A 19,964-nucleotide genomic window follows, 5' to 3' on the forward strand; every position below is an offset into this window, starting at 1 on the left:
TCCCGTGATCACCGTCACAGACCGTCACAGAAGAAGGAGGTCGCCGGTGACTTCTCTACTCCGAACCTGCGTGGCCCTGGCCGCCACCGCGATGCTCGTGCTGCTGACCGGGTGCTCGGCAGGACTGGGCGGGCCCGCGTCCTCGCGCTCGGCCCGCGACGGCGTCATCCGCTTCACGTTCGCCCCGGACCCCATCTGGGACTACATGAACGAGACGGGCCTGGTCGACCAGTGGCAGCGCGACACCGGGTACACCATCGAGACCAGCGCCACCTGGGACGAGTTCGGCCTCTTCGCCGGCGGCCACGCCGACATCATCTCGACCGCGTCGTTCGAAGTTCCCGGGCTCGAGGAGCAGACGCAGCGCGAGACGGTGATCATCGGCAAGTACAACGCCGAACGAAGCCGCATCCTGGTGCGCGCCGACGACCCGGCCCGTTCGCTGGCCGACCTGAAGGGCCGACGCCTCGGGGTGTTCACGACCGTCTCCGGCACGCTGGTGTGGAGCGCCCTCGTCCGGCAGATGCACGACCTCACCGTGGTCGACGGGGACTTCGACCTCGTCGTGGCCGACATCCAGAACCTGTCGAATCTGTTGGCGCGCGGTGAGATCGACGCGTGCATCTGCTACCCGGACCTCTCGGCGCGGGAACTGCGCGACGGATCGGTGCGTCCGCTCTACGACGGGAAATCCTCGGCGGATCTGTTCGCCGAGCTGGTCGCGCCGGGCCACGACGGTCCGATGGGCAACGTCTTCGTCGCGCGCAGAGACTGGGTCGACGGCCACCCCGGCGAGGTGTCGGCCTTCCTCGACCTGTGGGACCGCGGGCTCGCGGAGTGGCAGACCCACCGCGACGAAATGATCGAGCGCTACCCCCAGCACTTCGCCGTCGCGACACCTGAAGACATCGACTTCATGAAAGCCTATGTCGCCGAGCACGACTGGGTCACCGACGAAGTCCGGTTCGACCAGCAGTGGGCCGAGGACGAGAGCTCCATCTTCGACCTGATGCGTGCCACCGGGGTCATCGGCGACGACGTCGTCGACCCACAGTTCCTGCCGACCCAAGGAGTCCAGCCGTGACCCAGACTGTCTCCCCGCCCGACGCCCGGCCCGAACCGGCCCGGTCCGCGTCCCGGCGGCCCGCCCGTACCCCGCTCTCCCACCGGCGCTGGCTGGTGTCGGGGCTGGCCCTGGTGGTCGCCGTCGGCGCCTGGGCCGCTCTGGCCCAGTGGGTCGACGACCCGATCCTGCCCCGGCCCTCCGCAGTCGCCCACCAGGTGATCGAGATCGTGGCCTCCGGTGAGGCCGTCACGAACTTCGCGGCCAGCATCGGCAAGATCGCCGCGGGCTTCGCGATCGCGATGGCCGGCGGGCTGGTCGTCGGATTCCTCATGGGCCGCAGCAGATTCATGTCCGCGTACTTCTCGCTACCGCTGTTCGTGCTCGGCAACATGCCCGGCCTGACCTACGCGGTGTTCGGCCTGCTGATCTTCGGCGTCGGCGCGGGCGGGCCGATCGTCGTCTCCGCCCTCGTCGCGCTGCCGTTCATCGCGATGAACGTCGCCGAAGGTGTGCGCTCCGTCGACGGCAGGCTGCTGTCGATGTGCCAGGCCTTCGAACGCAGCCGCACCGACGTGCTGCGGCACCTGTACCTGCCGGCCTTGACGACGTTCGTCTTCGCCGGCGTGCGGTACGGCTTCGCGATGGCCTGGAAGGTGGAGGCCCTCACCGAGGTCTTCGGGGCGAGCTCGGGGGTCGGGTTCATGATCCGCAAGGCCTACCAGGAATTCCACGTCGCCGACATGCTCGCGTGGACAACGTTGTTCATCGTCGCGATGGTCCTGATCGAGCGGGGCCTGGCACACCTGGAGAACCGTTTCTTCGCCTGGCGGAAGGAAATCGCATGACCACCCAGACCTGGCAGCGCCAGCTGCGGGGACAGACCACGGGCGCCACCGCAATCCTCGCGGCACTGCTGACCGTCCTGGCCGGCTGGCAGCTCGCCGTCGCCGTCGGCAACCGGGTGCCCTCGGTCGCCGTCACGATCGAGCGGCTCGGATCCGAGTCGGCGGCAGGCGAACTGTGGCACAACCTGGCGATCAGCATGAACCGCTTCGTCCTGGGCCTGGCGGCCGCGCTGGTGGTGGGCGCCGTGCTCGGCGTGCTGATGGGCCTGTCCCGGGTCGCCGATCTCGCGTTCTCCGACCTGACCGCGGCCGCCCTCGCCATCCCGGCGGTGATCTGGGCGCTGCTGACCACCATGTGGTTCGGGTTCGGCTGGCTCACCCCGGTCGTCACCGTGTTCCTGTCGGGGCTGCCGTTCGTGGTGGTCAACATCGCCAAGGCCACCAGGGCGGTACCCGCCGACCTGATCCTGATGGCCCGCTCGTTCGGGGTGCCCCAGGCGCGGGTGCTGCGCGAGATCGTGGCCCCCGCGGTCGCCGGATCCACCGTCGCCGCCGCCCGTTTCGCGATCATGAGTGCCTGGAACGGTCTGCTGCTCGCCGAATGGTTCGGCGCCACCTCCGGGGTGGGCTGGCGGGCCCGCTACTGGTACGACGCCAACCAGCTCGACGGCTTCCTGGCCTGGGTGCTGGTGTTCATCCTCCTGCTGATCGTCGCCGACCTGCTGATCCTCGGCCCCATCGAGCGCTTCGCCACCCGCTGGCGCTCCGTTTAAGAAAGCGAAGAACCATGAACAAGCCTGAAGCCTCCATCGAAATCCAGGGACTGGTCAAGGAATTCACCGACCGCCGCGGCGCGGTGACCCGGGTGATCGACGGCGTCGACCTGACCATCTCCGGCGAGACGTTCGTCTCGGTCGTCGGCCCGTCCGGCAGCGGAAAGACCACGCTGCTCAACATCGTCTCGGGTATCGAGACGCACACCGCCGGCAGCGTCCGGCTGCGCGCCGGCGCGCGAGACGCCCGCGTGGGCTACGTCTTCCAGGATCCGCGGCTGCTGCCGTGGCGCACCGTGATGGCCAACCTCGGGTTCGTGCAACACGAACGCGCCGGCTGGCAGGAGCGTGCCCGCCACTACCTCGACCTCGTCGGGCTCAGCCACTGCGCGGACCGCTTCCCGGCCCAGCTGTCCGGCGGTCAGCAGCAGCGCATCGGCATCGCGAGGGCGTTCGCCGTCGAGCCCGACGTGCTCCTGATGGACGAACCGTTCAGCCACCTCGACGCGATGACCTCGCGCACGCTGCGGGAGCACCTGGAGCGCATCTGGCTGGAGTCGCGGCGCACCGTCATGTTCGTCACCCACGACGTGACCGAGGCCGTGCAGCTGTCCGACCGGATCGTCGTGCTCGAACCGGGTGGCCGCGTCCACGAGATCATCGACGTCGACCTGCCGCGGCCCCGCCGCGCCTCCGATCCGGCGGTCGCCGTGCTGCAGGCCGAGATCCTGGCCCGCTTCGAGCGGCTCGAGGCGCAGGGCTCGGCGGCATGAGAGTGCGACCGGGACCCATCGACGTCCACGCCCACTGGCTGCCCCGGGACCTGTTCGGGCTGGCACCGGGGTCGCCGGTGCCCCCGCTACGCGATCACCGCGGACAGCTGCACCTGGGAGATCTGCCGCTGTCCATCCAGACCGACGCGATGAGCGACATCGGCGCGGTGCTGGCCGACACCGACACCGCGGGCCTCGGGGCCCGGGTGCTCTCCGCACCGCCGTTCGCGTTCCCGATCGTCGACCATCCGGACGTCGACGACTTCGTCGGCGCCTACAACGACGAACTGGAGAGGGTCTGCCGCGGCAGCGGTGGACGCCTCCTGGGCCTCGGCCTGGTGTCGCTGCACCAGCCCGAATCGGCGCGCAAGCAGATCGCGGCACTGTCCTCGTCGGGGGTCACGCCCGGTATCGCGCTGCCACCCCTGCTGGGCGCCACGTCGTTCGACGTCGCCCCGATGCGCGAGATACTCGCTGCCGCAGCGGAACACGGCGCGCCAGTGCTGGTGCACCCGATGCAGCTGCCCCGGCCGGAATGGTCGTCCTACTATCTGGCCAACCTCATCGGCAACCCGGTCGAATCCGCCACGGCGGCAGCTGCACTGACTCTGGGCGGTGTCCTGGACGACCTCGACGGCCTGCGCATCTGCCTGGTGCACGGCGGCGGCTGCGCACCGGGGCTGGTCGGTCGCTGGCAGCACGGGTGGCAGCACCGGGCCGACGTCCGCTCGGCGGGCTCGCGGGCCCCGCGCGAAACCTTCGCCGACCTCTGGTTCGACACCCTCACCCATGACGTTCCGGCTCTGGAACTGCTTGCCACACAGGCCGACCGGTCGCATCTGATGTGCGGCAGCGACTACCCGTTCGACATGGGCACCCACGACCCCCTGCACCTACCGCACGCGGCGGGCATCGACGACGCCGCCCTCGAGGCCAACGCCCGGGCCTTCCTCGGGCTCCGAACAGGAGAAGACCATGAATGACTGGAGCGGTCACCGCGCGATCGTCATCGGCGGATCCATCGGCGGTCTGACCACCGCGTTGCTGCTGCGCAGGCTCGGCTTCGAGGTGGCGATCTTCGAACGCACCCCGACCGACCTCGACGGCCGGGGCGGCGGCATCGTGCTGCAACCCGACACGTTGCGCTGGTTCGTCGAGTGCAGCAGCCAGCATCCCGAAACCGTCAGCACCTCCACCCATTTCGTGCAGTACCTCGGTGCCGACAACGCGGTGGTGCACCGGGAGGCCGCGCCGTGGAGCTACACCTCGTGGGGCACGTTCTACCGCGCACTGCTGTCGGACTTCGGCACCGAGTGCTACCACCTCGGTGAGTACGCCTCGGGATTCGACCAGGACGCCGACGGCGTCGAGGTGCGGTTCACCTCGGGCCGCGTCGAACGGGCCGAGCTGGTGGTCTTCGCCGACGGCATCTCCTCGCCGAGCCGGCGCCGCATCTCCCCGGAGTCGCGGCTCGAGTACTCGGGGTACGTCGGGTGGCGTGGCACCGTCCCGGAGAGCCAGGTGTCGGCCGAGACGTTCGAGCTGCTCAAGGATTCGATCAGCTACAGCTTCGGACCGCACACCCACATCAACGTCTACCCCATCCCGTCGCCCGACGGGGGCCTGGCCGAGGGGCAGCGGCTGCTGAACTACGTCTGGTACCGCAACGTCGCCGAAGGCTGGGCGCTCGACGAGCTGATGACCGACAAGCGGGGCTTCGTCGCCGGCGTCTCGCTGCATCCGGGCCAGGTGCAGGACCGATTCGTCGACGAGATGCGTTCGGCCGCAGCGGACGTGCTGGCCCCGGCCGCGGCGGAGGTGGTGTGCCGCACCGAGCAGCCCTACCTGCAGGCCGTGTACGACGTCGGCGCCCACCAGATGGCGGTGGGCCGGGTGGCGCTGGTGGGCGACGCCGCGAGTGCGGCGCGGCCGCACGCCGCGGCGGGGACGGCGAAGGCCGCCGCGAACGCGTGGGCGCTCTACGACGCGCTGTCCGACAGCGCCGACGTGGCCGAGGCGCTCGCCAAATGGGAGCCCGGTCAGCTCGAGCTCGCGCAGCGGCTGCTGCGGCGGGTCAAGGAGATGGGCACCCGATCACAGGTCACCGGCACCTGGGTGCCCGGCCATCCCGACAACCGGTTCGGCCTGTACGGGCCCGGGCGTTAACCCACGAAAGGACCACCATGACAAGCACTTCGGAATTCCTGACCGATGCCCCGCTGGCCGGAACACTGGTCGCCACCGACTTCGACGGCTGGAGCGACGAGCTGCGCGCCGAATTCGGCCGCCACTCCCACGACGGGCATGTCGGATCCCGGCTGCTCAGCGAGAACGACCGCGTGCGGGTGTGGGAGATCCGCCTGGCGCCCGGGCAGCGCTGGCATGCCCACCGCCACGTGCTCGACTACTTCTGGACCGCCGTCAACGCCGGCACCAGCCGCCAGCACACCTCCGACGGCACCACCCGCGACGTGTCCTACGATGCCGGTGAGACACGGCATTTCACGTTCTCGGCCGACGAGTACCTGCTGCACGACATCGAGAACGTCGGCGACACCGACCTCGTGTTCACCACCGTCGAGCACCTCGACTCGGCGAACGCGCCGCTGGATCTGTAGGGGAGCGGACCGCTACGGCGCGACGGCGGTGCTGGCCGGGTCGATCAGAATCTTCGCGTGCGTCTCGGGGTCACCCAGCGCGTCGAACGCCGCGGCCACGCCGTCGAGCCCGACCGTGCCGGTCACCAGGGCGGACGCGTCGAGCTTGCCGTCGGCGAGCATGTGCAGGGTGTCGCGGAACTCGATCGGGGTGTAGCCGAACACGAACCGCAGATCGATCTCCTTGCCGATCGCCATCGCCGGACGGAGCTTGTCGTCGCCCATGCAGACGCCGACCACGATGACCCGGGACGCCAGCGGGGCGGCGCCGATCACGCCGTCGATCATGCCGGGCACGCCGACGCATTCGAAGATCACCGGACGCTTCGGCGCCGTGCCGCCCAGGCGGTCGGCGACCCGGTAGACGTGCGCCCAGCCGGGGACCTTGCGCAGCTTCTCCATCGAGCCGACGCCGAGCTCGTAGAGGGAGGGGAGTTCGGTCAGGCCACGCTGCTTGGCCGGCACGGCCTCATACGGCGAGTCCTCGGCCGGATCCACCACGATGTCGGCGCCGCAGCGGGTGGCCAGCGCGCGCCGGCCGGGCGAGAAGTCGCTCGCGACGATGGTGCGCACGCCGCGGGCCTTGAGGTGGCAGATGACGGCCAGCCCCACCGGCCCGCACCCCAGCACGATCGCAACGTCCTTGGCGGAGATCTCGCTGCGCCGGATCGCGTGGTAGGCCACGGCCATCGGTTCGGTCAGCGCCGCGGTCGCGGGGTCGAGGCCGTTGGGCACCGCGAACGTCAGGGCGGCCTCGGCCACGACCTGCTCGGCGTAGCCGCCGGGCGCCTTGGGTGACAGCCCGGTCAGGTGCACACCACCCTGGGCGCGCAGCAGCGGAAAGGAGACCACCGTCGTCCCGGGGGCGAACTCCTTGCCGGTCTTGCGTCCGCGCTCGGCGACCACGCCGCAGAACTCGTGACCCATGACCACCGGCGTGTCGCTGCGCACGAAGTCGTGGTAGCCGCCCTCGGCCATCACCTCGGTCAGCTCGTCGGCGTGATCCTTGGCGTGCAGATCGGATCCGCAGATGCCGCAGCGCAGCACGTCGAGTACGAGCTGGCCGTCCCCGGGCCGCGGCGAGGGCAGGTCGACGACGGAAAAAGTGCTGTTGACACAACTGACCGCTTTCATTCCGCCATCGTTGCACGGTAGAACGACGGTATGACTCCCTCTTGGCAACGGGCCGCGCCGCGCATCGGGGCGGTGCTGGCACTGGCGGTGGTGGCCGGATGCGCCTCGCCGCCGGTCGCGCAGGCCGGCCCCGCCCCCGTCATCGAGCCCGTCGTGCTCGAAGAGATCCCGCACGACCCGCAGGCCTTCACCCAGGGATTCGAGATCCACGACGGGATCCTCTACGAGGGCACCGGACTGGAGGGCGAATCGCAACTGCGCGAACTGGACCCCGACACCGGCCGGGTGCTCCGCGCCGTCGCGGTCCCCACGCAGTACTTCGGCGAGGGCATCACCGTCGTCGACTCCCGGATCTGGCAACTGACCTGGCAGAACGGGATGGCGATCGAATGGGACAGGGCCAGCCTGTCGACGACCCGGGAGCTTCCGATCCCCCCGGAGGGCTGGGGGCTGTGCTACGACGGCCGGCGGCTCATCCGCAGTGACGGCACCGACCGGCTGACGTTCAACGACCCCTCGGAGCTGGCGGAGACCGGCAGCGTCTCGGTCACCCGCAACGGCGAGAAGGTCACGGGCCTCAACGAGCTCGAGTGCGTGGACGGTCAGGTGTGGGCCAACGTGTGGCCGTCGAACGAGATCGTGCGGATCGACCCGGGCACCGGGGTGGTCGGCCTCGTCGTCGACGCGTCGTCGCTGCGCGCCCGCGGGATCCCGCCGAGCGCGCAGGTGCTCAACGGCATCGCCCACGTCCGGGGTTCGGAGTTCCTGCTCACCGGCAAGTACTGGCCCAAGACCTTCCGCGTGCAGCTCGCAGACTCATGACGCAGACAGCGGGCAAGACCCGTTCGCTGGCCGTCGTCACCGCCGCCTACGTGGTGGCCGTGGCCGTGGCCGCCGCCTGGCTGATCTGGGGGCCGTCCACCGGCCGGCTGTGGCTGGACACGTTCGTCGCCGACGTGGTCGCGACGCTCGTCGTGTTCGCGTTCAGCCGCGCGTACCGCAACTCCAGCTTCTACGACGCGTACTGGAGCGTCGTCCCGCCACTGCTGCTGTTCTACTGGTGGTACGAGGCGGGGGTCTCGACGCTGAGCACGTGGCTGCTGGCGGTCCTGGTGACGGTCTGGGCGGTGCGTCTGACCGGCAACTGGGTGTACGCGTTTCCCGGTCTGCACCACGAGGATTGGCGCTATCCGATGTTCCGGGAGCGCGCGGGCCGGTTCGAGTTCGTCGCCGACCTGGTGGCGATCCACCTGATCCCGACCGTGCAGGTGTTCCTCGGCATGCTGCCGGTGTACGTCGCGGTGACGACCCCCGGCGGAGGCCTGGCGTGGCTGTCGGTGCTCGCGTTCGTCGTCGGGATGGCCGCTGTGGCCCTGGAATTCGCCGCTGATGCGCAGATGCACCGGTTCGTCGCGCACAAGCAGCCCGGTGAGGTGATGGACCGCGGGCTGTGGAGCTGGTCGCGGCATCCGAACTACTTCGGCGAGTTCGGCTTCTGGTTCGCGCTGGCCCTGTTCGGCATCGCCGCCGCGCCGGGCTCGTGGTGGCTGTTCCTCGGCGCCGCCGCGATGCTCGCGATGTTCCTGGGGGCCAGCATCCCGATGATGGAGGCCCGCAGCCTCGAACGCCGGCCCGGCTATCAGGACGTCGTCGACCGGGTGTCGCGGTTCGTGCCCCGGCCCCCGGCGAAGGTGCGCACATGACGGGCAGGCGCGTCGTCATCGCGGGCCTGGGCGATGTCGGGGTGCTCGCGGCGATCAAGCTGGCCCGGCACGCCGACGTCGTCGGGATCTCGGCGAAACCCGGCCTTGTCAGCGGCCAGGAACTGGGGTGGCGGCTGGCGCGCCCCGACGACTGGGCGCGGCACAACTGGATTCCGTTCGCGCGCTTCCGCGGATTGGACAGGGTACGCACCGTGCACGGCACGCTGACGCGGGTCGACCTGGCCGCGCGCACCGTGTCGGTGGCACTGCCCAGCGGCGGCACCACCGAGGTGGGCTACGACGCGCTGGTCATCGCGACCGGGGTGTCCAACGGGTTCTGGCGGCAGGCCGGGTTCCAGACTGCCGCGCAGGTCGGCGACGGTCTGCGGGACCCGCACGAGAAGCTCTCGGCCGCAAGGTCGGTCATCGTCGTCGGCGGTGGCGCCGCGGCCGTCAGCAGCGCCGCCCAGATCGCCACCGCGTGGCCCGACAAGACCGTCGAGCTGTATTTCCCCGGCGATCGCGCGCTCGTCGGACATCACCCCCGGACGTGGGAGAAGGTCAGCAGCCGGCTGCGCGAGGCCGGCGTGGTGCTGTGGCCCGGGCACCGGGCCCAGCTGGAGCCGGGGTTCACCGGCGACGAGCTCACCTCCGGTCCCGTGCGGTGGAGCACCGGGCAGGAGCCCGCGAACGCCGATGCGGTGCTGTGGGCGATCGGACGGGTGCGGCCCAACACCGGGTGGCTGCCCGCCGAGCTGCTCGACGAGGGCGGATTCGTCTGCGTTACACCGGAACTGCAGGTACCTGGGCATCCGGAGGTCTTCGCGGTCGGGGACGTCGCCGCGACCGATCCGCTGCGCAGCTCGGCGCGCAACCGCGCCGACGGGCTGCTGGCCCGCAACGTGCGGGCGTTCTTCGCCGGTGAGCCACTCAAGAGCTATCGGCCGCCGACGCGGCGCTGGGGCTCGGTGCTCGGGATACAGCCCGACGGGCTCGAAGTGTTCGCGCCCAACGGCACCGCGTTCCGGTTCCCGGCGTGGGCGTTCGAGACCGTGCTGATGCCGGTGATCGTGCGGTGGGGCATCTATCGCGGTGTGCGACAGGACAAGTGAGTCACCGGGCGTCTGCTCGCGGGGAGGTGCCGCGGATCAGAGGGGCAGCAGGATCCCCTTGACCGTCGGGTCGGTCGCCAGGAACTGCTGCACCGCAGGATCCTGGAATGCCTCGACCAGCCTGGTGATGTTGTCGGTGTCGGCCCAACGGCTGCCGATGGTCAGCTGTCCGGCGAACTCATCGGGCGCCGGCGGCGCGAAGATTTGCTGCTGCAGCGGCACTTTCGCGGCCAGGTAATACTCGGTGTAACCGACCGCGGCGTCGAGGTCGGGTAGCGAGCGTGACTGTGCCGCGAAATCGAGCAAGGTGAACTGCAGATTCTTCGGGTTGGCGACGATGTCCTTCTGGGTCGCGGTCCACTTGTCGACGTTCGGGTCGAGCGTGATCAGCCCCGCGCGTTCGAGCAGCCACAGCCCCTGCGCCTCGTTGGCGGGGTCCGAATACAGCGACACGGTGGCGCCATCGGGTAGCTGCGCGGGCTCGGTGTACTTCGACGACCAGATGCCGAACCCCCACCGGAACACCGGCGTCGCGGCCTGCTCGCGAAAGTCGGGATTGGCTTCGAGCACCTGGCCGAGCCACAGCTTGTGCTGGTAGATCGTCCCGGCAACCTCGCCGTCGCTGACGGCGCGGTTGATCGTGTTGCTGTCGGCGAGTCCCCGGAAGCCGACCTTGATGCCGTGGCGGGGCGCGACCTCGCGGCTGATGAACTCGATGAGCGCCTGTTCGGCGGCGTTGCCCTCGTTGGTGGCGACGATCAGCGTCGCACCGGAAATCTCGTTGGCGGATTTGGCGTCGCCGAAAAACCAGATGCGGGCGCCGACGACGACTGCCACGACGACGAGAACACTGATTCCGATCCACAGCCATCTCGGCCTGCGCTTCAGTTCGAACCCGTGCTCGCCGTCGACGGCGGGGGTAGTGGTTGCCATGGATGTTCCTCTCAGGCGGCGCGGGTGCGCGCGTGCGGTGTGGTGAAACGGACGAGAGCGTCGCCGATCAGCTGGACGGCGGCGACGGTGATGACGAGGATGACGATGGTGGCGAGCATGACGCCCTGATCGAACCGCTGGTATCCGTAGGTGACAGCGACGTAACCGATGCCGCCCGCGCCGATCGTTCCCGCGATCGCGGAGTATTCGATCATCGCGATGATGTTGATCGTCAGGCCGCCGAGAATGGACGGCACCGCCTCGTTGATCTGTGCGGTGCGGATGATCTGCAGTCGCGACCCGCCCGACGCGCGCCCCACCTGGACCACCGCCGGCGGCACCGACCGCAGCGAGTTCTCCACGATCCGGGTGAAGAACGCGATGCCGGCCAGCGACATCGGCACCACCGCGGCGGCGATGCCGATGTTGGTCCCGGTGAGCAACCGGGTGAACGGCATGATCGCGGCCATCAGAATCAGGAAGGGCAGTGACCGGCCGATGCTGATGACCCAGCTGAGAACCGTGTGCGCGGAGGGATTCTCGAAAAGGCCGCCCGGTGCGAGATTATGCACCAGGGCGCCGAGCGGGACCCCGACGAGCACGACGATCGTCATCACGATGCCGACCATGGTCAACGTGTCGAGAAGGGCCGGAAACAACAGGCCGGGTAGTTCGTCGACCGGGACCGTGGCATTCGCCAGCAGCGCGGTGGTCACGCGACGACCTCGAGCGCGGGTGCCGGTGCCCCGGCGATGGCCAGGCCGTAACGGGCGAGCACGTCGGTCACCCGGCCGGTGGCATGCTCCGGGATGCCCAGTGTCGCGCTGCCCACCGTCACCCCGCCGATGTCCTGTACCGATGCGCCCAGAACCGCCAGCGGAGTGCCGAGATCCGTCGAAGCGCGGGCGATCCAGTCCGCCGGCACGTTCGGCGCGTCGTAGACGACCTGCCAGATGCGTTGCCCTGCATGCGCGGGCGCGGCCGCTCCCTGCGGACGCAGCCCGGCGCCCAGTGCGGAGTCCGGATCGGTGAGCAGATCCACGAGCCGACCCGATTCGACGATGCTGCCGTGGTCGAGTCGCGCGACCGAATCGGCGATCTTGAGCACGGTGTCCATCTCGTGGGTGATGAAGACGATCGACAAGTTCAGGTCGTCGCGCAGTTCGCGCAGCAGTGCGACGACCGATGCGGTGGTGACGGGATCGAGACCCGCGGTCGCCTCGTCCGACAGCAGCACCGAGGGCCGCAGCGCCAGCGCCCGCGCAATGCCGACGCGCTGCCGCTGCCCACCGGACAGCTGGAACGGGTAATGGTCGGCGCGCGCAGTGAGCCCGACCCGCTCCAGCAGTTCGGCGACACGCCTGGCGGTCTCGGCCTTGGTCACACCGAGGTACTCCAGGGGCAGCGCGACGTTCTGCGCGGCGGTGCGTCGTTCGAACAGCCCGCTGGACTGGAACACGGTCCCGATCCGGCGTCGCGCCACCCGCAGCTGCTGTGCCGACAGCGTGGTGAGATCTTCACCGTTGACCACAACGGAGCCGGACGTCGGCAGGGTCAGCAGGTTGATGCACTGCGCCAGCGTCGATTTGCCCGCACCACTCGGCCCGACGACGGCAAGGATCTCGCCCGCGTCGACGCGGAAGTTGATGCGGTCGAGTACAACGGTGCGGTGCTCGCCATCACCGTAGACCTTCGTCAGGTCGGTCAGTTCGATCATGTCCGTCTCCGGGAAAGGGAAGAGTGCGCGGGCGTCGTCGCCGTCGGGGGTGACTGTGCCGACGCGGCGTGGCTTTCAAAAGCGTTGCGCTCAGCGTGAATCAATGCAGTTGTGGCCAGCGTGAGCCAAAGCATGGGCCTTACCGCCGCGGGGTCTCACACTGCGGGAATGAGTATCGACGACACACTCTCGGTCTCCTCTGCGTCGCACGGCTTCACCATCGACACGCGGCGCAGGTGGCCGTACCTGTTGGTCGGTGCGCTCGTCGCCGTCGCCGCCATCGCCGCGTTCCTCGTCGTGCGCAGCAGCGGCACCGTGTCGCCCAACGAGACAGCCGGCGCCACCCTCGATGTCGTCTACCTCGACTCGAACCCGGCCGAGAAGCGGATCATCGAATACATCGCGGAGAACATCGCCCCCGACTACGGGATAAAGGTCGGCGCCGTCGGGCTCGGCGACAGCACGCAGATCAACCAGGCGATCAGCGACGGCCGGTATGCCGGCACCATCTTCCAGCACAAACACTGGCTGCAGCAGGTGCTCGACGCGAACCCGGGCTTCCGGGAGGAGGCCGCAACCGGGCCGTTCTTCCACTGGGTGTTCGGCATCTGGTCGGAGAAGTACCGGACACCTCAGGAGATTCCCGACGGGGCAACGGTTTCCCTGCTCGCCGACCCGGCGAACAATGCGCAGGGAATCTGGTACCTGGCCCAGGCCGGCCTCGTGACGCTGCGGCCGGGAGCCGACATCACCGCGCTCACGATCAAGGACATCGCCGAGAACCCGAAGACCCTGACGTTCACGCTCCTCGACTTCGGAGCCCAGCCGCGCGCGCTGCGCGATCTGGACGCGATCGTCGGTTACGCGGAATCGTTTCTCGCAGCTGGTGTGTCGGAGGACACGCTGATCTTCGCCCCGAAGTCGCCTGACGATTTCGCCTCTGTGCTGACTGTCGGCAGCGACTACACCGACACGGAGAACATCCAGAATCTCGTCAAGGCGTTCCAGGACCCGCGCGTTCAAGCCTTCATCGCCGACGATCCCGAGGTGCAGAAGCTGGCGCTGCCCGGTGACCCGGCGTGACCGGGCGCCAGCTGCACCTGGGTGTCAACGTGCTGTCCGACGGGATGCACCCGGCGGCATGGCAGCACCCGAACGCAGACGCGCACTGGTTCACCGACCCCGACTACTGGATCCGGGTGGCCCGCATCGCTGAACGCGGAACCCTCGATGCACTCTTCCTCGCCGACAGCCCTTCGCTGTTCCAGTCCCCGGACGAACCGCTGGACGCGCCACCGCTGGCGCTCGATCCACTGGTCTTGTTGTCGACGTTGGCGTCGGCGACCACCCACCTCGGGCTGATCGCAACGGTCTCGACGTCGTTCGAGGAGCCGTACAACGTCGCACGACGATTCGCGTCGCTGGACCACCTCAGCCGCGGGCGGGTGGCGTGGAACGTCGTCACCAGCAGTGATCCGTATGCCTGGAACAACTTCGGGCGCGCAGCGCAACCCGGTCGGAGCGAAAGGTACCGTCGCGCAGCCGAATTCATCGATGTCGTGAGGGCCCTGTGGGATTCGTGGGACGACGACGCGGTGCTCGCCGACAAAAGCACCGGAGCGTTCAGCCGGATCGGGGCCATTCGGACCATCGACCATTGCGGTGAGTTCTTCACCGTCGACGGGCCGCTCACCCTGCCCCGTTCACCGCAGGGACACCCGGTGCTGTTCCAGGCCGGAGGGTCGACCGGTGGTCTCGATCTGGCGGCCCGGTACGCCGACGGCGTGTTCGCCGCGCAGGCGTCACTGACCGATGCTCTGCGCAACGCGGACGAGTTGCGTTCGCGGACAGTGTCCTATGGGCGCCCACGAGACGCGATTCGCATCATGCCGGGGCTGTCGTTCGTGCTGGGCAGCACCGAAGCCGAGGCCCGCCGCCGCAACGACGAGCTCAACGAGCTGGCCGGTGACCGCCGTCTCGCGCATCTGGCGTCGCAGCTGTCCGTTGACCCGGGTGAGCTGAGCTGGGACACACCGCTGCCGCAGTGGCTCCTCGACGGAGCGGTGGCCCACGGCGGTTCCCAGGGTGCCCGCGACATCGTCGTGAACCTGGCCCGGCGCGAGAACCTGACCGTGCGCCAGCTTCTCGACCGCGTGATCACCTGGCATCGGTTGGTGATCGGCGGGCCCGAACAGATCGCCGATGCGATCGAGGAGTGGTTCGTCGCCGGCGCCGTTGATGGATTCAACCTGATGCCGGACGTTTTCCCGTCCGGTCTGGAACTGTTCGTCGACCACGTCGTGCCGATCCTGCGGGATCGCGGTGTGTTCCGGCGCGAGTACACCCACACCACGCTGCGTGGTCACCTCGGTCTGGCGCGGGTGCCGGCGGCGGGTGGGGCCGTGGCGGTGTGAGCCGGCGGCTGCTGCGACGTCAGCGTCCCGCCGCGGGTGGCGACGCCGTCGATGCCGACGAGGATGGCAGCGTGGCCGGGCGGTCGATGATCGTCGACAGAGGTCCGCCGACGCGGTAGCGCGCGCCGCGGTGATCGTCGGGCAGGCGGTCGCCGTGACCGAGCAGCTTGTGCCGCAATGTACCTGGCGTATACGCGGTCTGGTAGGCGCCCCGCTCCGAGAGCACCGGCACGACATGATCGACGAATTCGGCGAACGAGCCGGGGGAGATCGCATAGGCGAGATTGAAGCCGTCGACGTCGGTTTCCTCGACCCACTCCTGCAAAGAATCGGCAACGCTGATCCCGGACCCGACGAATCGCGGGCCCATGCCCCCGATCTTGCCCCACTCCGCGATGTCGCGGACGGCCCATTCGCGGCCGTCGGGATCAGCGGACTGGAACGCGGCAACGGCCGAGAGGATGGCGTTGGAGTCGACGTTGCCGACGGGCTCGTGGAGGCCGTAGCGGGACAGGTCGACACCCATCCATCCGGACATGAATACCAGCGCGCCTTCGGGATCGCCATAGGACAGGTACTCGGCGTGGCGCGCGTGGGCCTCCTCGTCGGTGGCTGCGGTGACGATCGTCGACAGGTTGAAGATCTTGACCGAATACGGGTCGCGTCCGGCGATCTCGAGTTCCTGGCGGATCGTGCTGACCGTTTCCCGCAGGATCGCCTTCGTCGGCGACGCGGTGAAGATGGCCTCGGCGTTCTCGGCGGCGAAGCGCACGCCGCGCGGCGACGAGCCGGCCTGATAGATCACCGGCGTCCGCTGCGGCGAGGGCTCGGACAGGTGCATGCCGGGAACACTGAAATGTGGTCCGCGGTGGCCGATGTGGTGCACCTTGGCCGGGTCGGTGAATACGCCGCGAGCGCGGTCACGCACCACGGCGTCGTCCTCCCACGATCCTTCCCACAGCTTGTAGAGCACCTCGAGGTATTCGTCGGCGTGGTCGTAGCGGGCGTCGTGGGCGGGTTGGTCGGTCTGCCCCATGTTGCGTGCGGCGGCGGGCAGATAGCCGGTGACGACATTCCAGCCGATGCGGCCCTTCGTAAGGTGGTCGAGGGTCGACATGCGGCGGGCGAAGGGGTACGGGTGCTCGAAACCGGTGCCGGTCGTGATGCCGAACCCGAGGTGCTCGGTCACCAGTGCCATCGCCGAGACGAGTAGCAGCGGGTCGTTGACCGGGATCTGAGCGGCCTGACGGATCGCGGCTTCGTCGCTGCCGCCGTACACGTCGTAGGTGCCGAGGACGTCGGCGATGAACAGCCCGTCGAACCGGCCCCGTTCGAGCAGCTTGGCCAGTTCGGTCCAGTACTCCAGGTCTTTGTAGCGCCACGACTGGTCGTCGGGATGCTTCCACAAGCCGGGCGACTGGTGGGCGACGCAGTTCATGTCGAAGGCGTTGAAGCGGATCACGCGGGTCACCCCGAAAGGCTGTTCGGTCGCCGTCGCGTCGTCACCGGTTAGGTTCAGCGCGATCAGAATCTTGCGCTCGGTCGGCGAGCGCGAGCGTGCGCCATTGCACGGCACTGCGCAGCGTTTCGTGTGCAGACACGCGCGCTCGCGGTGCGAGCGGGGCAGGCTCGGGGGCCTGCGTCAGATCCGCGGGATCTCGGCGTTGATGCGGTCGAGCAGCTGGGGGTATCGCTTCGCCTCGCGGTGCCCGCCGGGCTTGCCGCTGCTGACCACCGCGACCGACAGCGCCCGTTCCGGGTCGGCCCACACCGCGATGTCGGTCAGTCCGGTGTGGCCGAACGCCCCGGAGCCGTCGCGGCCGAACGGACCGAACCGCTTGGAGCCCAGCATGTATCCGGTGCCCCAGCGCATGGGCTGCAGACCGGTGGCGAGATCGGGGCGCAGCCGGCGCGCCTCCTTCGTCGCTGCCCGCAGCGTGTCTGCCGACATCACCCGCACACCGTCGAGTTCCCCGCCGCGGCGCAGTATCTCGGCGAACCGGGACAGCTCGTTGGCGTTGGACACCGTGTTCGACGACGGGATGACCCCGGTCAGGAACTGGGGCGTGTTCGAGAACGGGATGATCTGCTGCGGGGTCCCGCCGACGGCCGTCTTGAAGGCCTTCGCGATCGGCGGCGGCAGCGGCTTGCCCGTCACATGGCTGGGGGCGACGAGCGGAACATCCGGTGCGGCAACACCGTAATTGGTCCAGCGGAAGCCGAGCGGGCCCAGGATCTCGTCGGCCAGGATATCGCGGATGTTGCGTCCCGTTGCCGCCGAGATGATCTCGCGCATCAACGGGCCCCAGGTGACGCCGTGGTAGATGTGGATCAGTCCCGGGGGGTACACGGGTTTCATCCGGCCGAGCATGTCGCGGGCGTAGTCGCTGTCGTCCATCCGCTTGAGGTCCGGTTTGGGGCCGGTCGCGAACGGGATGCCGGCGCTGTGCGTGATCACGTGCCGGATGGTGGTCCGGTCCTTGCCGTGGCTGGTGTAGGTCGGCAGGTACTCGCACACGCGGTCGTCGAGGGAGAACGCCCCGCGCTCGACGAGCATGTGCGCCACCGTCGTGGTGATGGCCTTGGCGGCCGAGTACACGCAGAACGGGGTGTCGGTGCGCACGGGGATCTTCTCGGTGGCAGAGCCCTCGTCGGGACCGTTGCCCCAGGCGTGGCCGATCGCGCGGTCCAGGATGATCTTGCCGTCGCGGCGCAGGCACACCTGGATCGCGGGGTGCATGCCCGCGCGGTACCAGTGCCGGGCGGCCTCCCAGATCCGCTCGACCGCGGCGGGATCGACGCCCGCATGATCCTCGTCCCCGATCGCGGTGACCGCGTCGAGGTCCGCGGGGACGGCGATCCGGCCCGAACTCAGCGCGGGCCGCCGGAGAACATGCCGCTGCCGATCGCCTGTGTCAGCTGGCCGAGCAGGTCGCCGGGCCCGGGTTGCGGTGGCATCGGCGCGTTGGTGAGCTGCCAGGCCTGGCAGTCGCTGGTGGTGAAGGAGGTGTCGGTCGGCATGATCTGGACGAACGCGGGCTTCTTCGTCAGCCGGTTGTCGACCATCTCGTCGCCCGCGGATCGCTTCCAGTAGCAGGCGCCGTCGTCGACGGGCCCCGCCGACTGGTACACGCCGGGGGCGATGTCGGTGCCCACGGCGTAGGTGCCACTGGCCTCGATCGTGGTCTTCAGCCCCGCAGCGGGTGCACCCGGCGCGGGCGGGGTGGGGGCCGGCGGCGCGGGTGGCGCCGGCTGGGCCGAAGCCATCGGGGCGGCCACGATGCAGGCGGCCAACCAGGCGGAGGTGGCCGCGGCGCCGAGCGCGGCGGGGGTCGTCAGCCTCATAGCTAGGCAGTCTAAAGGGTGGGACCGGGAGGCGGCCACATACGAGGCGGCCACATACGAGGAAGCGGCGGCGGGAGATTTCCGACGCCGCTTCCTGTTGAGGGTGATCAGCCCGCCATGAAGGTGTCGTAGGCCGACTGGAGCTCGGCGGGCAGCACGGTCACGTTGCAGTTGCGCTGCGCGTCACCGAGCGGTGCCAGGATCCCGCGGAGGTCGTAGTACTCCGAGGGGTTGGCGGTGAAGTAGCCGCGCAGGTTGGCCTCGGCTGCGGGCCGCGGCTGGTTCATCGCCGCGGTGACCGCCTGGTTGGCGCCCGGGTGCGTGTCGAGGTAGCCGCGTGCTGCGGCGGTCACGTTGCTGACGGTGCCCGTCAGATCGCTGGCGGAGCATCCCGCCGGCTGGGCCGACGCGACCGGCGCGGCAACGGTTGCTGCGGCGAGACCGCCTAGGACACAGGCCGCCCCGATACCGGCCACACCACGGCGCACGGTGTTACCACTGAAATTCATGATTGATTGGTCCTTCGTATTGTGAATCGGTCACTGCTTTCCCCGCCCGCAGACCAAAGTAGCCGAATCTGAAGGGACCAAACTTCGGCGCCAAACGCCGAGGTCGAAACCCCGCGAGCGTTACTCCCGGCGACGGTGACATTGGCCTCAATTTCGGCGAAACTGTTCGCTGCCAACGAAATAACCGGCACCGAATCCTGAGCTTTCTCAGAGTTGCGCGCGATTGCTTAATTGATCGTGATCTGTGTCGTTGTCGAATTGTTACCGGCCATTCGTCCGATAGCTTCGGTGTCATGCGCGCATCGAGCACGGACATCTGGGAGACGATGTCGACGGCCCGCACGATCCGGCGGTTCACCGACGAACCTGTCGACGACGCCACGCTGCGGCGCTGCCTCGAAGCCGCCACCTGGGCGCCGTCGGGCGCCAACGCGCAGTCATGGCGGTTCGTGGTGCTGCGGTCAGCCGCGCAGCGCGCCGTCGTCGCGCAGGCCGCCGCGCACGCGCTGGCCGTGATCGAGCCCGTTTACCGCATGAGCCGGCCCGCCCCCGACGACGACAGTCCGCGGGCCCGCAACAACCGCGCGACCTACGAGCTGCACGACCGCGCCGGCGAGTTCACCTCGGTGCTGTTCACGCAGAAGCGGTTCCCGACGGCCTCGGAGCTACTGCTCGGCGGGTCGATCTTCCCGGCGATGCAGAACTTCCTGCTCGCCGCGCGGGCGCAGGGGCTGGGCGCCTGCCTGACGAGCTGGGCGTCCTACGACGGCGAGCGCGTGCTCCGGGATGCCGTCGGGGTGCCCGAGGACTGGATGCTGGCCGGCCACGTCGTGGTGGGGTGGCCCAAGGGCAGGCACGGCCCGCTGCGGCGCAGGCCGCTGGCCGACGCCGTCAGGCTGGACACCTGGGATGGCGGGGCGGCGGAGCTGCTCGGCGGATAGTTTGGGGGAAATTGCCGCGGGGCGAGCGAAGCGACGGGAGAG

Annotated in this window: 21 protein-coding genes; 13 read left to right on the forward strand and 8 right to left on the reverse strand. The window is 69.2% G+C overall.

Annotated features, from left to right (window positions below):
• Positions 1-46 precede the first annotated feature (46 nt).
• The 7 genes from FHR72_RS03450 to FHR72_RS03480 are packed head-to-tail and all read left to right on the forward strand — an operon-like array spanning position 47 to position 6,075.
• Positions 47-1,084 carry an ABC transporter substrate-binding protein gene (locus FHR72_RS03450; RefSeq protein ID WP_311736040.1) on the forward strand — a complete coding sequence of 346 codons (1,038 nt, stop codon included), beginning with the start codon at positions 47-49 and terminating at the stop codon, positions 1,082-1,084.
• On the forward strand, positions 1,081-1,911 hold the full coding sequence (locus FHR72_RS03455) for an ABC transporter permease (RefSeq protein WP_183466477.1): 831 nt from the start codon (positions 1,081-1,083) through the stop codon (positions 1,909-1,911). Before FHR72_RS03450 ends, FHR72_RS03455 begins: the two co-directional genes overlap by 4 nt.
• Positions 1,908-2,684, forward strand: coding sequence for an ABC transporter permease (locus FHR72_RS03460; protein WP_183466478.1), 777 nt, complete (start codon positions 1,908-1,910; stop codon positions 2,682-2,684). Before FHR72_RS03455 ends, FHR72_RS03460 begins: the two co-directional genes overlap by 4 nt.
• 14 nt (positions 2,685-2,698) lie before the next feature.
• A complete protein-coding gene (locus tag FHR72_RS03465; RefSeq protein ID WP_183466479.1) occupies positions 2,699-3,457 on the forward strand; it encodes an ABC transporter ATP-binding protein in 759 nt (252 codons plus the stop codon).
• Positions 3,454-4,440 (forward strand): amidohydrolase family protein, encoded by a 987-nt coding sequence (locus tag FHR72_RS03470; protein WP_183466480.1) that lies wholly within the window; start codon positions 3,454-3,456, stop codon positions 4,438-4,440. The genes FHR72_RS03465 and FHR72_RS03470 overlap by 4 nt, the downstream gene beginning before the upstream one ends.
• Positions 4,433-5,623, forward strand: a complete 1,191-nt coding sequence (locus FHR72_RS03475) for an FAD binding domain-containing protein (RefSeq protein WP_183466481.1) — start codon at positions 4,433-4,435, stop codon at positions 5,621-5,623. Before FHR72_RS03470 ends, FHR72_RS03475 begins: the two co-directional genes overlap by 8 nt.
• Positions 5,624-5,640: 17 nt before the next feature.
• Positions 5,641-6,075, forward strand: coding sequence for a cupin domain-containing protein (locus FHR72_RS03480; RefSeq protein ID WP_183466482.1), 435 nt, complete (start codon positions 5,641-5,643; stop codon positions 6,073-6,075).
• Between the two features lie 12 nt (positions 6,076-6,087).
• Here the strand turns inward: FHR72_RS03480 and FHR72_RS03485 are convergent, their stop codons facing one another.
• The gene (locus FHR72_RS03485) at positions 6,088-7,248 is read right to left on the reverse strand and encodes a zinc-binding dehydrogenase (protein WP_183466483.1); all 1,161 of its coding nucleotides are present in this window, start codon (positions 7,246-7,248) and stop codon (positions 6,088-6,090) included.
• A gap of 30 nt (positions 7,249-7,278) precedes the next feature.
• On the opposite strand from FHR72_RS03485, the gene FHR72_RS03490 reads away from it, so the two are divergent.
• From FHR72_RS03490 to FHR72_RS03500, 3 genes are read left to right on the forward strand one after another with little or no spacing between them, the layout of a single operon-like run.
• Positions 7,279-8,070, forward strand: a complete 792-nt coding sequence (locus FHR72_RS03490; protein WP_183466484.1) for a glutaminyl-peptide cyclotransferase — start codon at positions 7,279-7,281, stop codon at positions 8,068-8,070.
• Positions 8,067-8,951, forward strand: coding sequence for a DUF1295 domain-containing protein (locus FHR72_RS03495; protein WP_183466485.1), 885 nt, complete (start codon positions 8,067-8,069; stop codon positions 8,949-8,951). The genes FHR72_RS03490 and FHR72_RS03495 overlap by 4 nt, the downstream gene beginning before the upstream one ends.
• Entirely contained in the window at positions 8,948-10,063 is a 1,116-nt protein-coding gene (locus FHR72_RS03500; RefSeq protein ID WP_183466486.1) for an FAD-dependent oxidoreductase, read from the forward strand. Before FHR72_RS03495 ends, FHR72_RS03500 begins: the two co-directional genes overlap by 4 nt.
• A 36-nt stretch (positions 10,064-10,099) precedes the next feature.
• Here FHR72_RS03500 and FHR72_RS03505 read toward each other — a convergent pair whose 3' ends face one another.
• From FHR72_RS03505 to FHR72_RS03515, 3 genes are read right to left on the reverse strand one after another with little or no spacing between them, the layout of a single operon-like run.
• A complete protein-coding gene (locus FHR72_RS03505; protein WP_183466487.1) occupies positions 10,100-10,996 on the reverse strand; it encodes a MetQ/NlpA family ABC transporter substrate-binding protein in 897 nt (298 codons plus the stop codon).
• Positions 10,997-11,007: 11 nt separating this feature from the next.
• Positions 11,008-11,712: a methionine ABC transporter permease gene (locus FHR72_RS03510; protein WP_183466488.1), complete on the reverse strand. Its 705-nt coding sequence runs from the start codon at positions 11,710-11,712 to the stop codon at positions 11,008-11,010.
• The gene (locus FHR72_RS03515) at positions 11,709-12,713 is read right to left on the reverse strand and encodes a methionine ABC transporter ATP-binding protein (protein WP_183466489.1); all 1,005 of its coding nucleotides are present in this window, start codon (positions 12,711-12,713) and stop codon (positions 11,709-11,711) included. Before FHR72_RS03515 ends, FHR72_RS03510 begins: the two co-directional genes overlap by 4 nt.
• 168 nt (positions 12,714-12,881) lie before the next feature.
• Between FHR72_RS03515 and FHR72_RS03520 the strand changes: the two genes are divergently transcribed.
• Positions 12,882-13,796 carry a MetQ/NlpA family ABC transporter substrate-binding protein gene (locus tag FHR72_RS03520; protein WP_183466490.1) on the forward strand — a complete coding sequence of 305 codons (915 nt, stop codon included), beginning with the start codon at positions 12,882-12,884 and terminating at the stop codon, positions 13,794-13,796.
• Positions 13,793-15,127 (forward strand): LLM class flavin-dependent oxidoreductase, encoded by a 1,335-nt coding sequence (locus FHR72_RS03525; protein ID WP_183466491.1) that lies wholly within the window; start codon positions 13,793-13,795, stop codon positions 15,125-15,127. The genes FHR72_RS03520 and FHR72_RS03525 overlap by 4 nt, the downstream gene beginning before the upstream one ends.
• Before the next feature lie 19 nt (positions 15,128-15,146).
• On the opposite strand, the gene FHR72_RS03530 is transcribed toward FHR72_RS03525, so the two are convergent.
• From FHR72_RS03530 to FHR72_RS03545, 4 genes are all read right to left on the reverse strand, one after another.
• Positions 15,147-16,598 (reverse strand): LLM class flavin-dependent oxidoreductase, encoded by a 1,452-nt coding sequence (locus FHR72_RS03530; RefSeq protein WP_183466492.1) that lies wholly within the window; start codon positions 16,596-16,598, stop codon positions 15,147-15,149.
• Positions 16,599-16,769: 171 nt separating this feature from the next.
• Entirely contained in the window at positions 16,770-18,002 is a 1,233-nt protein-coding gene (gene lipE / locus FHR72_RS03535; protein ID WP_183466602.1) for a lipase LipE, read from the reverse strand.
• Positions 17,999-18,472, reverse strand: coding sequence for an Rv1352/Rv1906c domain-containing protein (locus tag FHR72_RS03540; protein ID WP_183466493.1), 474 nt, complete (start codon positions 18,470-18,472; stop codon positions 17,999-18,001). The genes lipE and FHR72_RS03540 overlap by 4 nt, the downstream gene beginning before the upstream one ends.
• Positions 18,473-18,579: 107 nt before the next feature.
• Entirely contained in the window at positions 18,580-18,981 is a 402-nt protein-coding gene (locus FHR72_RS03545) for a heme-binding protein (protein ID WP_183466494.1), read from the reverse strand.
• Positions 18,982-19,274: 293 nt separating this feature from the next.
• Between FHR72_RS03545 and FHR72_RS03550 the strand changes: the two genes are divergently transcribed.
• Entirely contained in the window at positions 19,275-19,922 is a 648-nt protein-coding gene (locus FHR72_RS03550) for a nitroreductase family protein (protein WP_183466495.1), read from the forward strand.
• Positions 19,923-19,964 lie beyond the last annotated feature (42 nt).

Source organism: Mycolicibacterium iranicum (genome assembly GCF_014190915.1).
In the GTDB taxonomy this organism is placed as follows: Bacteria; Actinomycetota; Actinomycetes; order Mycobacteriales; family Mycobacteriaceae; genus Mycobacterium; species Mycobacterium iranicum_B.

Bases quoted from the DNA above. Each gene is read 5' to 3' on its own strand.
- FHR72_RS03485 (WP_183466483.1), bottom strand. From the start codon at position 7,248: ATGAAAGCGGTCAGTTGTGTCAACAGCACTTTTTCCGTCGTCGACCTG.
- FHR72_RS03490 (WP_183466484.1), top strand. From the start codon at position 7,279: ATGACTCCCTCTTGGCAACGGGCCGCGCCGCGCATCGGGGCGGTGCTG.
- FHR72_RS03460 (WP_183466478.1), top strand. From the start codon at position 1,908: ATGACCACCCAGACCTGGCAGCGCCAGCTGCGGGGACAGACCACGGGC.
- FHR72_RS03515 (WP_183466489.1), bottom strand. From the start codon at position 12,713: ATGATCGAACTGACCGACCTGACGAAGGTCTACGGTGATGGCGAGCAC.
- FHR72_RS03475 (WP_183466481.1), top strand. From the start codon at position 4,433: ATGAATGACTGGAGCGGTCACCGCGCGATCGTCATCGGCGGATCCATC.
- FHR72_RS03500 (WP_183466486.1), top strand. From the start codon at position 8,948: ATGACGGGCAGGCGCGTCGTCATCGCGGGCCTGGGCGATGTCGGGGTG.
- FHR72_RS03495 (WP_183466485.1), top strand. From the start codon at position 8,067: ATGACGCAGACAGCGGGCAAGACCCGTTCGCTGGCCGTCGTCACCGCC.
- FHR72_RS03470 (WP_183466480.1), top strand. From the start codon at position 3,454: ATGAGAGTGCGACCGGGACCCATCGACGTCCACGCCCACTGGCTGCCC.
- FHR72_RS03465 (WP_183466479.1), top strand. From the start codon at position 2,699: ATGAACAAGCCTGAAGCCTCCATCGAAATCCAGGGACTGGTCAAGGAA.
- FHR72_RS03480 (WP_183466482.1), top strand. From the start codon at position 5,641: ATGACAAGCACTTCGGAATTCCTGACCGATGCCCCGCTGGCCGGAACA.
- FHR72_RS03540 (WP_183466493.1), bottom strand. From the start codon at position 18,472: ATGAGGCTGACGACCCCCGCCGCGCTCGGCGCCGCGGCCACCTCCGCC.
- FHR72_RS03505 (WP_183466487.1), bottom strand. From the start codon at position 10,996: ATGGCAACCACTACCCCCGCCGTCGACGGCGAGCACGGGTTCGAACTG.
- FHR72_RS03545 (WP_183466494.1), bottom strand. From the start codon at position 18,981: ATGAATTTCAGTGGTAACACCGTGCGCCGTGGTGTGGCCGGTATCGGG.
- FHR72_RS03550 (WP_183466495.1), top strand. From the start codon at position 19,275: ATGCGCGCATCGAGCACGGACATCTGGGAGACGATGTCGACGGCCCGC.
- FHR72_RS03520 (WP_183466490.1), top strand. From the start codon at position 12,882: ATGAGTATCGACGACACACTCTCGGTCTCCTCTGCGTCGCACGGCTTC.